This is a genomic window from Kitasatospora sp. NPDC032150 (genome assembly GCF_055579945.1).
Genome location: NZ_JBVIMH010000037.1, coordinates 1 through 13812, shown reverse-complemented (window position 1 = coordinate 13812; position 13812 = coordinate 1). Strand labels below are relative to the sequence as shown.

Below are 13812 nucleotides of genomic sequence, written 5' to 3'. Positions count from 1 at the left end.
GGAGGGGGGGGAAGGGGGGGGGGGGGGGGGGGGGGGGGGGGGGGGGGGGGGGGGTTGGGGGGGGGGGGGGGGGGGGGGTTCCCCCCCCCCCCCCCCCCGGCCCTTGCTGTTCCCGGGTCAGATGCTCCGTGCGGTACCGGACCGGAGTTCAGCAAGTTCAGTGGGTCAGGAGCACCCGCTGCGGGCCGCGAGGGCGTACATCTTTTAATGCGCCCGGCCGGCGGCCCCGTGCGCTGCGCGAAATCCCGTGCAGCGTGCCGGACACAGCCCCGGGAACGGGGACTAGGGAGGAAGAACAGCCATGAGCGTCACGCTCGCCAAGGGTGGCAATGTCTCGCTGACCAAGGCCGCGCCGAACCTGACGCGGGTCCAGATCGGCCTGGGCTGGGACGCCCGCTCCACCACCGGTGCGCCCTTCGACCTGGATGCCAGCGCCCTGCTCTGCGCCGGCGGCCGGGTGATGGGCGACGAGTACTTCGTGTTCTACAACAACCTCCGCAGCCCCGAGGGTTCGGTCGAACACCTGGGCGATAATCTCACCGGTGGCGCCGAGGGCGACGACGAGGTGGTCGTGGTCAACCTCGAACTCGTCCCGCCGCAGGTCGACAAGGTGGTCTTCCCGGTCTCGATCTACGACGCCGATGCCCGGATGCAGAACTTCGGCCAGGTCAGCAACGCGTTCATCCGAGTGGTGAACCTGACGGACAACCAGGAGATCGCCCGCTACGACCTGACCGAGGACGCCTCCACCGAGACGGCCATGATCTTCGGTGAGCTCTACCGCTACCAGGGCGAATGGAAGTTCCGTGCGGTGGGCCAGGGTTACGCGTCCGGGCTGCGCGGAATTGCTCTCGATTTCGGCGTAAACGTAGAGTAAAGCAGCTCTGCGTACAGTATTTGAAAGGTGCTAACTCCGTGTTCCTCCGTACATTCGGATGGTCATTCGCCATAACGATCGCCGGTCTGCTCGCTGCCGGCCTGATCTGGGGTGCCGAAGGCTTCGGCGTCGTGCTGATCCTCTCGGTCCTGGAGATCTCGCTGTCCTTCGACAACGCGGTCGTCAACGCCACCGTCCTGAAGCGGATGAACCCGTTCTGGCAGAAGATCTTCCTCACCGTCGGTGTGCTGATCGCTGTCTTCGGCATGCGGCTGGTCTTCCCGCTGGCGGTGGTCGCGTTGACCGCGCACCTCAACCCGGCCACCGTCGTGGAGTTGGCGCTCGACTCCGGCAAGACCCATGACGGTCACACCTACGGCCAGTACCTGGAGCTGGCCAACCCCGCCATCGCGGCCTTCGGCGGCATCTTCCTGCTGATGATCTTCCTCGACTTCGTGCTGGAGGAGAAGGAGTTCAACTGGCTGAACTGGATCGAGAAGCCGCTGGAGAAGATCGGCAAGCTGGAGGCGCTCTCCTCGGTGATCGCCCTGGTGGCCCTCGCGCTGGCGGCCAACCTCTTCGCCGGTGCGCACGCCGAGACCGTGCTGCTGGCCGGTCTGCTGGGTCTCGCCACCTACCTCGCGGTGGGCGGGCTCTCCGGCGTCTTCGAGTCCGGCCTGGAGGAGCAGGAGGAGGCCGAGGAGGCCGCCGAGCGCACCGGGAAGTCGCTGGTCCAGATCGGCGGCAAGGCCGCCTTCTTCCTCTTCCTCTACCTGGAGGTGCTGGACGCCTCGTTCTCCTTCGACGGTGTGGTCGGCGCCTTCGCCATCTCCCAGGACATCTTCATGATCACCCTGGGCCTGGGCATCGGCGCGATGTACATCCGCTCGCTGACGGTCTTCCTGGTCCGCAAGGGCACCCTGGACGACTACGTCTACCTGGAGCACGGCGCGCACTACGCGATCGGTGCGCTGGCGCTGATCCTGCTGGCCTCGATCAAGTACCACATCCCGGAGATCGTCACCGGCCTGATCGGTGTGGCCTTCATCGGTGCCGCACTGGCCTCCTCGGTGCTGCGCAACCGGCGCGAGCAGGCGCTGGAGGGCGCCACGGGCTGATCCCCCCGGCGAGAACGCCGAACGGTCCCCGGAGCCCTGTGCTCCGGGGGCCGTTCGGCGTTCAGCGGTCAGCCGAGTTGTTTCTCGAGGGCGCGCAGCTTGCGCTCCAGCGAGTCCAACTTGGGCATGGCCAGGGTGTCGTCCTCGGGGGTCAGGTCGACGGCCGGGAGTGCCTGGAAGGCGGGGGACTTCGCCACGGCGGAGTGCTGCTCGACGGCCGGTGCGCTCTCGACGGTGAGGGCGGTGCTCCCCGCTAGTGCAGGCTCCGTAGCGGTCTGGCCGTCGCCGGCCCGGGCGGCGGCGAGGGCCGGGACCTGTACCTGCCGGCCACCCCGGGCCCGGGCGAGCAGGCTGCCCTGGCGGGCGATGGCCTTGAGTTCGGCCCGCTCGCGGCGATCGGCGCTGCGGGCACGGGCCTTGGCCTCCAGCTTGGCCTGCCGCTCCTCGCGGACCTCCTCGACCGCGTCGTCCAGGCTGCGGACGTTCTCCAGCAGCATCAGTGACCAGGCCGCGTAGGTCTCGCGCGGTGCGCGCAGCCAGCGGACGATCCGGATCTGCGGCAGCGGGCGCGGGATCAGGCCCTGCTCGCGCAGAGCGGCCCGACGGGTCTGCTTGAGCGCGCGGTCGAACAGCACCGCCGCCGAGATGGACATGCCCGCGAAGAACTGCGGCGCGCCGTCGTGGCCGCCGCCGCGCGGGGCGTGCACCCAGTTGAACCAGGCCGAGGCGATGGCGAACAGCCAGACCAGCAACCGGGATCCGAGCGCCGCGTCACCGTGGCTGGCCTCACGGACCGCGAGCACCGAGCAGAACATGGCCGCGCCGTCCAGACCGAACGGGACCAGGTACTCCCAGCCGCCGGAGAGCCCGAGGTTCTGCTCGCCGAAGCCCACCAGGCCGTGGAAGGAGAGCGCGGCCGCGACGCCCGCGCAGCAGAACAGCAGCACGTAGGAGGCGATCCCGTACACCGCCTCCTTCCGCCGGCGGCGCTCCTCGCTGCGCTCCCAGGAATCCCCGCCGTCACCGGACTTGGTGCCCCTGAAGCGCAGGACGGCGAACAGGACGGCGGCGAACAGCAGCGCTGCGGTGCCGACGACGGCCCAGACCAGCTGTATCGAGGAGAGGTTCATTGCGGCGGGGGCCTCGGCTTTCCGCAGGTCGGTGCAGTTCGGTGCAGCAACGGGGAAACGGAACGGGACGGACAGGGCAGGTTCACCTGTGCGGCTGAACGATATCGCGTCCCAGGGCCGTCCACGGTACGTAAGTTGACGTACCGTCGGATTGTGCGACCGGGGCCGGACCCCGGGTGGCGGGTGCGCGGCTGCCTGCGATGCCGCGCGGCTGGGTAGGGATGTATGGCGACGGCGGGCCCGCTTCGGGCACGATGGGCCCGTCGGGTGGTGAATGGATCGGCCGGGTCCGGATGAGGGCCCGGCGGGGTGTGGGGAGGACGGGATGGTCTCGGTCTGGGAGTTCCTGCGCGGGGACCGCAGGACCTTCGACACCGGCGGCGGTCAGTACAAGGTCACACTGACCAAGTCCCAGCCGCAGCACGCGATCACCGGCCCCGCCGCCACCGCCGGCTACCTCTACGTCAACCTGCACTGGACCACCCGGACGGCCTCGCGCGCCGCCGCCAGGAGCGCGCTGCGCCGGCTCTTCGACCCCCGCATCCTGCGCCCGATGGAGCCCGCCGCCTACCAGTCCGAGCAGGTCAACGTGGACCTCGACCTCGCCTGCATGTACGAGCTCGTCGACGGCACCAGGGGCGTGGTGCAGCCGCTCGGCAAGTACTTCGGCGACCTGCAGCGCCCGCCGTACATCAAGCTGAGCGGCGACGACGTCTACGGCGCGCCCTCGGGCGAGACGATGTACATCAACTTGGAGAAGAAGGACCAGTTCCGGCGCCTGCTGATCTTCGTGTACATCTACGACGACACGCCCGCCTTCGACAGCACGCACGCGACGCTCACCATCGTGCCGCAGAGCGGGCCGCGGATCGAGATCAGCCTCGACGAGCGTGCGCCGCAGGCCCGTTCGTGCGCCGTGGTGCTGATCGAGAACGACGGTGACAACCAGCTGACGATCCGCCGTGAAGTGCGGTACGTGCACGGCTTCCAGTCGGACCTGGACCGGCTGTACGGCTTCGGGATGCAGTGGCAGCGCGGCTACAAGACACCGGCCGCGGGCTCCGAGTAGTGCGCGGCGCGGCCGGTGCCGTGGTGTCGCGGGTGCGGCGTCAGCGGGGCTGGAACTGCGGGCCCTGCGGCGGGAGCGTGAACGCCTGCGGCGGGGCGGGCGGTTGCTGCGGTTGCTGGGGCGGCAGCGGCGGCTGGTGCGGCTGCTGCTGCGGGTAGGCCGGCGCCTGCGGATAGCCGTACCCGCCCGGCTGGGTCTGCTGCGGTGGCGGGTAGCCGTACCCGGGCTGCGGCCCGGCCTGCGGTGGGTAGCCGTACCCCGGCTGCGGCGGCACGGGTGACGGATGGCCGTAGCCGATGGTCTGGTTGGTCGGGTACGGCTGCTGCGGGTGGCCGTACGTCGGCTGAGGAGCGGGCTGCGGCGGGTAGCCGTACCCGGGTTGCTGCGGCGCGTGCTGGGGCGGAGGCGGCGGTGCCGTGGGGGGTAGGGGCTGCTGCTGCGCCAGCGTCGTGGGCGTGGGCGCGGTGGTGGGCACCGGAGGCACCGCCGGTGCCGGTGCGGGCGGTACCGGCAGCGGCGTGGCGGGTGCCAGCGTCCAGCTGTCGGGTTCGTCGTCCGTCTCGGCCCGGGTGGCGGCCGGGGGAGCCTCCGGTGCGGGGGGAGCGGCGGCGAGCGGCTCCTGCAGGGAGTCGTCCGACTCCTCCACGGCGACCCCGAACTCGGTGGCCAGCGCGGCGAGGCCGGCCGCGTACCCCTGGCCGACCGCCCGGAACTTCCAGGTGCCGTTGCGCCGGTACAGCTCGGCGACCACCAGTGCCGTGACCTCGCCGGTGTCGGTCACGCTGAACTCGGCGACCGGCGCCGACTCCGGCGCGGCGGCGTCGTGCAGCACCAGGCGCAGGTCGGGGACGGCCGGGAAGGCCCCGCCCTCCGCCGACCCGGCCAGCACCACCCGGTCCACCTCGGGCGGCAGCCGCGCGAGGTCGACCTCGACGGTGTCCCAGATCGCACCGCCGTCCGGCGTCTGCTGCTTGGGATGGTGCCGCACCGTGCCCGTGGGGTGGTCGGGCTGGTTGTAGAAGACGAAGTCGGCGTCAGAGCGGACCCTGCCGTCCGGCCCGAGCAGCAGTGCGGAGGCGTCCACGTCGGGTGTCCCCGGTCGCGTGCCCCAGTGCAGCACGGCGCGCACGGCGGCGGCCGTCAGCGGGATGTTGGCGCCTTTGGCCATCACGTGCGTCATAGCGCACCATCCTGCCGCTTCTCCGCACTCAGGGACAACGCGGGTGCGCCGTGCCGTCCCGCAGGGCGGGCCGGCCGCGGTGGTGTCCCGGTGGCGATACCGTCAGGGCCCGGGGGAGTTCCGCGCTTTGCGGCCGGGGCTGGCCGAATCCGTCCGTACGATAGTCGGCCGACGGGCCCCGCCCGTGCGGAGAGCGCCGACCCGGGGTCGCGAACTTTCCGACCGGGCGGACCGTCTACTAGATGCGAGTATCACCACGACCCCAGGTTTCGCCGCCGTTTTGCCCACCCATGGAGAGCATTTTGCGCCATTTCGGCCATCTCGCCGACGACGTACGCGACCGGCTCTTCCTGCGGCAGCCGGCCTCCTTCGACCGGGACAGCGACGCGGCGGTGCTCGCCACTGCGCTCGGCGGGACGCTCTACAGCCCGGCCACCAGGCCGACCCTGGTCGCCGACATCCGGAAGCAGGCGGCGCGCGGAGTGGTCTCGATGGTGCTCTGCCTGGAGGACGCGATAGCCGACCACGAGGTGCCCGACGCGGAGGCGAACCTGGTCGGCCAGCTCACCGGGCTGCGCTCGGGCGGAGCGGCCGGCTCCCCGCTGCTCTTCGTCCGGGTCCGCACCCCCGAGCAGCTCACCGACCTCACCAGGCGGCTCGGTCCGGCGATCGACCTGCTCACCGGCTACGTGCTGCCCAAGTTCACCGAGGAGAGCGGCAGCCCCTTCCTCGAGGCGCTCACCGAGGCGGAGCAGCACTGCGGCCGGCGGCTGTTCGCGATGCCCGTCCTGGAGTCCCCCGAGCTGGCCCACCTGGAGTCCCGCCGCGAGCAACTCTTCGGCATAGAGCGGCTGCTGGACAAGTTCCGGGACCGGATCCTGGCGGTCCGGCTCGGTGTCACCGACCTGTGCTCCGCGTACGGGCTGCGCCGCTCGCCCGACCTGACCGCCTACGACGTGGCGCTGGTGGCCGGGGTGATCGGCGACGTGGTCAACGTCCTCGGCCGCGCCGACGGCACCGGGCACACCGTGACCGGGCCGGTGTGGGAGTACTTCCCCGTCCAGGAGCGGATGTTCAAGCCGCAGCTGCGCCGCACCCCCTTCCTGGCGGCGGACCCGCTCCCGGCCTCCGACCGGGGAGAGCCCCTCGGCGGCCTCGGCGTCCGGCAGCAGCTCATCGAGCACGACCTGGACGGTCTGCTCCGGGAGATCGAACTGGACCGCGCCAACGGCCTGTTGGGCAAGACCTGCATCCACCCCAGCCACGTCCCGGCGGTGCACGCCCTCTCGGTGGTCACGCACGAGGAGTACTCGGACGCCCTGGACATCCTCGACCGGCACCGGGACGGCGGCGGGGTCTCCCGCTCCGCGTACACCAACAAGATGAACGAGGCCAAACCGCACCGGGCCTGGGCGGAGCGGGTCCTGCTGCGCGCGGAGGCGTTCGGCGTCGCCCGGGAGGACGTGAGCTTCGCCGAGCTGCTGGGCGCAGCGATCCGGGGCTGAACCCGCATCCGCGCGTGCCGTGGCCGAGCCCCGTACCCGAGTGTCGCTGCCGAACCCCGTATCCGCGTGCCGTGGCCGAACCCCCACACCCTTGCACAGCTGCCCGGCGGTTGAACCCGCCGGTCGCGAAGCGCCCGTGAAAGTAGGAGACTTGATCGCAGTACCGCACGTCGAACCCGCCCCCTGGACCGGCCGGTGGGTCACCGACCGGCTCGGCCTCGGACTCACCGGCTCGCCCGCGCTGCCCGGGCTGATCGGCCTCGCCCTGCGGGCGAACAACCCCCGGCGCGCCCACCTGCTGGTCTCCCAGGTGCTCGGCAAGCACGTTCCGCAGCACCCCACCACGGTGCACGCGGCAGGTGTCGAGCTGGGCCGCAGGGTGCGGGAGCTGCTCGGCGAGGAGGAGGCCGGGCGGGCGGTCGTGCTCGGCTACGCGGAGACCGCCACCGCACTCGGGCACAGCGTCGCCGACGGCCTCGGCGCCCCGTACCTGCACTCCACCCGGCGCCCGGTCGAGGGCGTGACACCGCTCGGCGGCTTCGAAGAAGAGCACTCGCACGCCACCTCGCACCTGCTGCTCCCCGAGGACCCGGACTTCCTCGCGGGCGACGGTCCGCTGGTGCTGGTGGACGACGAGTTCTCCACCGGCAGGACCGTGCTCAACACCATCCGCGCCCTGCACGCCGACCACCCGCGCCCGCGCTACGTCGTGGTCGCCCTGGTCGACCTGCGGACCGAGGCCGACCGGGCCGCCCTGGCCGCGGCGGCCGCCGAACTCGGCGCCCGGGTCGACCTGGTGGCCACCGCCGTCGGCGGCGTCGAGCTGCCCGCCGACCTGCTGCCCAGGGCCCAGGAGCTGATCGCCGCCGCCGACCCCGGCGACGGCCCGCCCGACGGCCCGCCCGCACCGGTCGTCCGCGCCCGGCTCGACTGGCCCGAGGGCCTGCCGGAAGGCGGCCGCCACGGCTTCACCCGCGAACACCGCCGGTCGCTGGAGACGGCGCTGCCCAGACTCGCGGCCGAGCTGGCGCCGTCGTTGGACGGACACCGGCGGATCCTGGTGCTCGGCTTCGAGGAGCTGATGTACGTTCCACTGCGGCTGGCCGGCCAACTCGCCGTCCACCTGGGGGCGGGCACGCGGATCCGGTTCTCCACGACCACCCGCTCGCCCGTACTGCCCGTGGACGACCCCGGCTACCCGATCCGCACCCGGCTCGCGTTCCCCGCGCACGACGACCCCGCCGACCGCTCGACGGAGCGTTACGCCTACAACGTCGCCCCCGGGAGCGACCCGGACCGCCGCTTCGACGCCATCGTCCTGGTGGTCGACGAGCAGGCCGACACCCCAGCCCTGCACCGGGGCGAGCGGGCACTTCTCCAGCAGCTGCGCCGGGTCACCGACCAGGTGGTGCTCGCTGTTCTGCCCTCGTACCGCCCCCGGACACCGTGACGACGCCCCACTGCCCGACGATCGACCCGTACACCCCCTCCTGAGGCTCTGATGTCTGCTGCCGGCCCACTGCTCGGAACACCGTCCGTACCCGGAACCCTGCTCGGTCCCGGGACACCGCCCGCCGCGCGTCCGCTGTTCGGACCCGCCTTCTCCTCGTACTCCGCCGAGGAGGTCACCTGGTTGCTCAAGGACCTCTCCGAAGTCCGGCTGGAGGCACCGACGGAGGAACGGGAGGAGGCGGTGCAGTCGGGCGGCGCGCACTACGCCGAATCGCTGCCGGTCGAGTACCAACCGAGCCCCGAGTACCAGGAGCTGTTCCGGCAGGCGCTGGCCGCCTCGGCCAGCCGGGTCGCGCTGGCCGTCGGCACGGTCGCCGAGACCCTGGTCCGCGAGCGCGGCCGGGGCTTGGTCCTCGCCTCGCTCGCCCGGGCCGGCACCCCGGTGGGCATCCTGATCCGCCGTTGGCTGGCCTTCGCCCACGGCCTGGACACCCGGCACTACACGATCTCCATCGTGCGCGGCCGGGGCATCGACCAGGTCGCGCTGCGCCACCTCGCCGCCCACCACGACCCGACGGCCGTGGTGTTCGTGGACGGCTGGACCGGCAAGGGCGCCATCACCCGCGAACTCGCCGCGGCTCTGGAGGGCACGCCTTTCAACCCCGACCTCGCCGTACTCGCCGATCCCGGTCGCTGCGTGCGCACCTTCGGCACCCGCGAGGACTACCTGATCCCCTCCGCCTGCCTCAACTCCACGGTCTCCGGCCTGGTCTCACGCACGGTGCTGCGCGCCGACCTGATCGGACCGGACGAGTTCCACGGTGCGAAGTTCTACCGCGAGCTGGCCTGTGCCGACGTCTCGTCGGACTTCCTCGCCGCCGTGACCGTGCACTTCGCCGCCGTCCGGGCCGAGGCCGAGGCCGCGGCCGCACGCCTCACCGCCGCGAATGACGACCGCACACCGGACTGGGCCGGCTGGGCCGCGGTCGAGCGGATCAGCGCCGAGTACGGCATCGGCGACGTCAACCTGGTCAAGCCCGGCGTCGGCGAGACCACCCGGGTCATGCTCCGCCGCGTCCCGTGGCGGGTCCTCGCACGGCGCGGAGCCGGTCCCGACCTCGACCACGTACGGCTGCTCGCGGACCAGCGCGGCGTACCCGTCGAGGAGGTCGACGAGCTCCCGTACAGCTGCGTCGGGTTGATCCACCCCCGGTTCAGCCGTGGTGCGACCGGCGCCGACGGCACGGCGATCCGTGCGGTGGCAGGGGTGGCAGGGGTGGCCGGGGTGGCCGGGACGGCCGGCAGCGCGGTGGCCCGGGTGGCCGAGACGGCTGGCAGTGCGGTAACCAGTGCGGAAGTCAACGCGGAGGACGTCTGAGTGAGCAGCCCGATGAGCAGGCCGATGAGCAGCGCGATGAGCAGCGCCGAGAGTCCGACGACTCCTCGGTTCCTGGTCGCCAGCGACCTCGACCGGACCCTGATCTACTCCAACCGGGCCCTCGCCCTGGACGTCCCCGACCGCCTGGCACCCCGGCTGGTCTCGGTCGAGGTGCACGAGGGACGCGCGATCTCCTTCATGACCGAGCAGTCCGCCCGGCTCCTCGCCGAACTCACCGGGTCGGCGCTCTTCGTACCCGCCACCACCCGCACCAAGGCCCAGTACGAACGGGTCAACCTGCCCGGGCCGACGCCCGGTTGGATTCCCGCGTACGCGATCTGCGCCAACGGCGGCCAGTTGCTGGTGAACGGTGTGCCCGACCGGGACTGGCGGGCCGAGGTGGAGTCCCGACTCGCCTCCGGCAGCGCGCCGTTGGACGAGGTGGTGCGACACCTCGCCGTCGTCGCCGACCCAGAGTGGACCCACAAGCGCCGCACCGCCGACCACCTCTTCGCCTACCTGGTGGTCGAGCGCGCCGAGCTGCCCGACGGCTGGCTCGCGGAACTCACCGGCTGGTGCGCCGAACGCGGCTGGACGGTCTCCCTCCAGGGTCGCAAGGTGTACGCGGTGCCCGCTCCGCTCACCAAGAGCGCCGCCCTAGCCGAGGTCGGGCGTCGGACCGGTGCCGCGACCGTCCTCACCGCCGGCGACTCCCTGCTCGACGCCGACCTCCTGCTCGCCGCGGACCAGGCCTGGCGCCCCGGCCACGGCGAACTCGCGGACTCCGGCTGGACCGCCCCGCACGTCACCGCCCTCGCCCAGGTAGGGGTGGCTGCCGGTGAGGAGATCGTCCGCCGGTTCCTGGCCCGGGTCCGGACCGGGGCGGGGGTGACCGTCGGAGGGTGAGCACGGCGGTCGGCGGTGGGGCTGACGAGGTTGCCGCGGTCGAGGCCGTGAGGTCGTGGGGTCGTGGGGTCGTGAGGTTCACGGCGAGCGGCTCTACGGCGAGCCTCGGTCGCGGCAGCCCGGAGGAGGCTCGCCCCCGGTCGACCGGCTCAGCCGCAGCAGCCTCCGCCGCAGCACCCGCCGCCCCCGCCCCCGGCGGACGGCCTCGGCGCGGCGGCGGCCGAACCACCCGTCACCGCAACGGTGGAGAGCAGCTTGACGGTGTCAGGGTGCCCTTCCGGGCAGACGGCCGGGTCATTGGCCTGCGCCATGGTGCGCCGGAGTTCGAAGGTGGCCCCGCAGGAGCGGCAGCGGAAGTCGTAGCGTGGCATACCCCGCAGCGTACCGAGCGGGGCGGTCCGGCCGCAGTCCTGCGCGGCGCCGGTCTCCGAGTCCCTGCCGGGCCGCCCGCTCGGCCCGGCAGGGACACGGGCCTCCCGTCTCCGGACCGCCCCTTGCCCGGTTACGCGGTTGCCCGGTCGGTTCGGTCGGCGGCTGCCCATCCCGGGACCCTGCCCGATCGTCCACCGAGCCCGGCTGGCGGCTGCCCTGGACCGCGGGCGTCCCGGGGGCGTCCCGGCCGATGGGTGCCTCAGTGGCTGCCCCGGATCATTGCCACCACCTGGGCGGCGGTCTCCCGGACCCCCGCCAGCTCGGTGAGGAAGTGCCAGTAGTCCGGGTGCCGTCCGGAAGCCTCCAGCGTCGCCACTGCACGGTCCAGCCGGACCACCGCGGCATCCAGCGGACCGGCGTGCCGGGGGTCCGGGGCCTGCCGCCCGGTCATCGCCAGCCGCTGGGCGTCGCGCAGGGCGAACCGGCTCCGCTCGATCTCCCGCTGCGGATCGGCCGACACCTCGTTCAGCTGCCGCAGCCGGTCGTGCACCATCGCCACCGAGCCGTCCGCCGTCTCCAGCAGTGCCCGCACCGTACCGATCGCCGCGGTCGCGTCCGCCCAGCGCTGCTCCTCCCGGGCCCGGACCGCCTCGGCCAGCTTCTGCTGTGCTGCCCGCACCGCCTCGGCCGTCCCCTCCGGCACCCGCTGCAGGTCCTGCCAGCACTCACTGCTGAACCGCCGCCGCAGCTCGCTCAGCACCGGCCCGACCGTACCCGCCCGGGTCTCCAGCGCCTGGATCCTGGTCCGCAGGCTGGCCACCCGCTGGTCGATCTCCCGGGCCTTCGCCGGTCGCTGCTCGGCCGAGGAGCGGATCGCGTCCGCGCGCAGCGCCACGTCCTCCGCCCGCCGCAGCGTCGCCGCCACCCCGTGCCGGGCGGCGCCCTCGTTGAGCCGGGTCAGCTCGGGCGCGAGCTCGGCCAGCAGCGCCGCCAGATCGTCCGCGCGCAGCCCCGCCGCCCGTACGGCCTCCAGCGCATTGGTCGCCGCCAGAAGGGACTGCTTGGCCCTGCCGACCGCCGGGGTGACCCGGACCAGCTGCTCCTCGGCCTGCTGGAGCAGCGGCTGCACCCGCCCCAGATACCTGGCCAGTTCGGCCCGCTCACCGTCGATCCGGCGGTGCGCCTGCTCCAGCACCTGGCGAGCCCGGGCAGCGGTGGCGGCGTCCAGACCCTCGGCGTCCAGGTCGTACGCGTCCAGCGCCGCCAGATACTCGGTGCTCACCTCGTTCACCTGCGCGGAGATCTGCCGGTACTCGGCGAGCGCCTGCTGTGCGGCCTGCCCTTCCCCGACCGCTCGCACCGTCTCCACGGCCAGCTCGACCTCGCGCTGCGCCGTGTCCAGCTCGTAGAACGCCTCCTGCGCCGCGTTCCGGGCCGCCCTGGCCTCCTCACGCACGCTGTCGCTCCGCCGCCACCAGCTGCCTCGCCCGCCGCCACCGCCGGCCACCCTCACGCCACCGCTCCCTGCTCAGCACCGAACGCCCGATCCACCTCATTCTTGCGGATCATCACAGCCCCCCATCACCCCCCTGCCAACCCTCTGCCCCCCTCCCACGCGAAGCCTGCGGCGAACCACCCCGAGAGCGGGGTATTCTTGTCCTTCGTCGTACGCCTCCGGGTCGCCCGGTGCGCGTCATGGCACGGGTGCATAGCTCAGCGGTAGAGCGCTGCTCTTACAAAGCAGATGTCGGCGGTTCGAAACCGTCTGCGCCCACCTCGTAGAGCAGTACTGATGCAGGAAACGGCCCAGGTCAGGGGTATCCCAGACCCTTGGGCCGTTTCTCGTTTGGCAGTCTGCCTACAGTCTCAGACAGTCTTGCTACACCCTCGATACACGAGGGCGGCCCCAAAATTCCCCCTAAATGATCAAGGCGTTGTCCCAGGTCAAGGGGGACGATGAACGAGAAGCGCCCCCAGTCGCACCGTGCGGCTGGGGGCGCCTCGTTGGCCAGGAGAGAGGGGGGTCAGGTTCTTCCCTGGCGTCGACCGCCGATCCCCGCTGGGCGGCGGGGTGTCGAGCGGTAGAGGGGTCAGTAGGATGCCCAGCGCGACTCCCACGCCGAGCAGCCATCGGCCCCATAGGTTCCCCACGTAGCGCCCGTTTCCGCCGGGCACTCCGATTGGGGGTTCATGAGCCCGGCCGACCCGCCTCATCCGCGAGTCGGCCGGGCGTTGTGACGGATCGGTCAGGTCCAGACGGAGTCATCAAGGCTGGCCGGCGGCTGGCTGGTCGGGGTGGTGCCCGGGGCGACGGCAGTCCATACAGAGTCGGCGATGCGCTGGACGGCGCCATCGTCAGTGGCGCCGAGTGAGAGTGCCGCCCCGATGATCAGTGCGGCGCCGGCCGCGAGTGCGGCGATTGCCAGACCGAGCTGATGACCGCTCAACCGACCGGGCCCCGGCCAGCCCACGTCCTGGCGATCAGCTACGAACGTGACCTCGGGGTGCTGGCACGCGGGGCGAAGATGCGCACTCTCTACCTGCCCAACGCCCGACATGACCGCCCGACCGCTCGATGGGCCGAAACGATGACCGAACGAGGCGCCGAGATCCGGACGAGCAACTCGTTCGGCCGGGCGATCATCGTCGATCGGCGCGTCGCCGTGACCTCGGTCCGGACGGCTGACGGCGAAGTGTCAGGGCAGGCCCTGTTCGTCACGGACGAGGGGGTGGGCTTGATTCGCTTTGACGGACACCCCTGATCAGGGGCTTCGGCCCCGGTAAGGATGATGTCCATCATGGAGAGCATGGGGAAGAAGAAGCCA

11 protein-coding genes, 1 tRNA gene and 1 pseudogene are annotated in these 13812 nt (G+C 72.1%); 8 read left to right on the top strand and 5 right to left on the bottom strand.

The window, feature by feature from the left end; genetic code table 11:
- The first annotated feature begins 301 nt into the window (after positions 1-301).
- Complete coding sequence (locus ACZ5ON_RS30290) at positions 302-877, top strand: TerD family protein (RefSeq protein WP_465599385.1); 576 nt, start codon at positions 302-304, stop codon at positions 875-877.
- 38 nt (positions 878-915) lie between these two features.
- Positions 916-1995 carry a DUF475 domain-containing protein gene (locus tag ACZ5ON_RS30285; RefSeq protein ID WP_465599383.1) on the top strand — a complete coding sequence of 360 codons (1080 nt, stop codon included), beginning with the start codon at positions 916-918 and terminating at the stop codon, positions 1993-1995.
- A gap of 68 nt (positions 1996-2063) precedes the next feature.
- Here ACZ5ON_RS30285 and ACZ5ON_RS30280 read toward each other — a convergent pair whose 3' ends face one another.
- Positions 2064-3125: a DUF2637 domain-containing protein gene (locus tag ACZ5ON_RS30280; protein WP_465599381.1), complete on the bottom strand. Its 1062-nt coding sequence runs from the start codon at positions 3123-3125 to the stop codon at positions 2064-2066.
- 325 nt (positions 3126-3450) lie between these two features.
- Between ACZ5ON_RS30280 and ACZ5ON_RS30275 the strand changes: the two genes are divergently transcribed.
- Positions 3451-4194: a Tellurium resistance gene (locus tag ACZ5ON_RS30275; protein ID WP_465599379.1), complete on the top strand. Its 744-nt coding sequence runs from the start codon at positions 3451-3453 to the stop codon at positions 4192-4194.
- A gap of 40 nt (positions 4195-4234) precedes the next feature.
- On the opposite strand, the gene ACZ5ON_RS30270 is transcribed toward ACZ5ON_RS30275, so the two are convergent.
- Positions 4235-5374, bottom strand: coding sequence for a TerD family protein (locus ACZ5ON_RS30270; protein WP_465599377.1), 1140 nt, complete (start codon positions 5372-5374; stop codon positions 4235-4237).
- A gap of 302 nt (positions 5375-5676) precedes the next feature.
- On the opposite strand from ACZ5ON_RS30270, the gene ACZ5ON_RS30265 reads away from it, so the two are divergent.
- The 3 genes and pseudogenes from ACZ5ON_RS30265 (at position 5677) to ACZ5ON_RS30255 (ending at position 10615) form a co-directional block, all read left to right on the top strand.
- On the top strand, positions 5677-6879 hold the full coding sequence (locus tag ACZ5ON_RS30265; RefSeq protein ID WP_465599487.1) for an HpcH/HpaI aldolase/citrate lyase family protein: 1203 nt from the start codon (positions 5677-5679) through the stop codon (positions 6877-6879).
- A 151-nt stretch (positions 6880-7030) separates the two neighbouring features.
- Positions 7031-9589, top strand: a pseudogene (locus ACZ5ON_RS30260) (phosphoribosyltransferase); the annotation flags it as partial.
- A 144-nt stretch (positions 9590-9733) separates the two neighbouring features.
- Complete coding sequence (locus tag ACZ5ON_RS30255) at positions 9734-10615, top strand: HAD family hydrolase (protein WP_465599485.1); 882 nt, start codon at positions 9734-9736, stop codon at positions 10613-10615.
- Positions 10616-10764: 149 nt separating this feature from the next.
- Here the strand turns inward: ACZ5ON_RS30255 and ACZ5ON_RS30250 are convergent, their stop codons facing one another.
- Positions 10765-10986, bottom strand: a complete 222-nt coding sequence (locus tag ACZ5ON_RS30250) for an FmdB family zinc ribbon protein (RefSeq protein ID WP_465599375.1) — start codon at positions 10984-10986, stop codon at positions 10765-10767.
- Between the two features lie 260 nt (positions 10987-11246).
- Complete coding sequence (locus ACZ5ON_RS30245; RefSeq protein ID WP_465599373.1) at positions 11247-12500, bottom strand: coiled-coil domain-containing protein; 1254 nt, start codon at positions 12498-12500, stop codon at positions 11247-11249.
- 189 nt (positions 12501-12689) lie between these two features.
- Between ACZ5ON_RS30245 and ACZ5ON_RS30240 the strand changes: the two genes are divergently transcribed.
- Positions 12690-12761: transfer RNA gene (locus ACZ5ON_RS30240), tRNA-Val, on the top strand.
- Between the two features lie 472 nt (positions 12762-13233).
- On the opposite strand, the gene ACZ5ON_RS30235 is transcribed toward ACZ5ON_RS30240, so the two are convergent.
- A complete protein-coding gene (locus ACZ5ON_RS30235; protein WP_465599371.1) occupies positions 13234-13434 on the bottom strand; it encodes a hypothetical protein in 201 nt (66 codons plus the stop codon).
- On the opposite strand from ACZ5ON_RS30235, the gene ACZ5ON_RS30230 reads away from it, so the two are divergent.
- The gene (locus ACZ5ON_RS30230; protein WP_465599369.1) at positions 13423-13749 is read left to right on the top strand and encodes a hypothetical protein; all 327 of its coding nucleotides are present in this window, start codon (positions 13423-13425) and stop codon (positions 13747-13749) included. The two genes, ACZ5ON_RS30235 and ACZ5ON_RS30230, sit on opposite strands and share 12 nt — an antisense overlap.
- Positions 13750-13812 lie beyond the last annotated feature (63 nt).

Excerpts from the sequence above, each read along its gene's own strand:
- ACZ5ON_RS30290 (WP_465599385.1), top strand. The coding sequence starts at position 302 with ATGAGCGTCACGCTCGCCAAGGGTGGCAATGTCTCGCTGACCAAGGCC.
- ACZ5ON_RS30280 (WP_465599381.1), bottom strand. The coding sequence starts at position 3,125 with ATGAACCTCTCCTCGATACAGCTGGTCTGGGCCGTCGTCGGCACCGCA.
- ACZ5ON_RS30275 (WP_465599379.1), top strand. The coding sequence starts at position 3,451 with ATGGTCTCGGTCTGGGAGTTCCTGCGCGGGGACCGCAGGACCTTCGAC.
- ACZ5ON_RS30270 (WP_465599377.1), bottom strand. The coding sequence starts at position 5,374 with ATGACGCACGTGATGGCCAAAGGCGCCAACATCCCGCTGACGGCCGCC.
- ACZ5ON_RS30255 (WP_465599485.1), top strand. The coding sequence starts at position 9,734 with ATGAGCAGCGCGATGAGCAGCGCCGAGAGTCCGACGACTCCTCGGTTC.
- ACZ5ON_RS30250 (WP_465599375.1), bottom strand. The coding sequence starts at position 10,986 with ATGCCACGCTACGACTTCCGCTGCCGCTCCTGCGGGGCCACCTTCGAA.
- ACZ5ON_RS30230 (WP_465599369.1), top strand. The coding sequence starts at position 13,423 with ATGACCGCTCAACCGACCGGGCCCCGGCCAGCCCACGTCCTGGCGATC.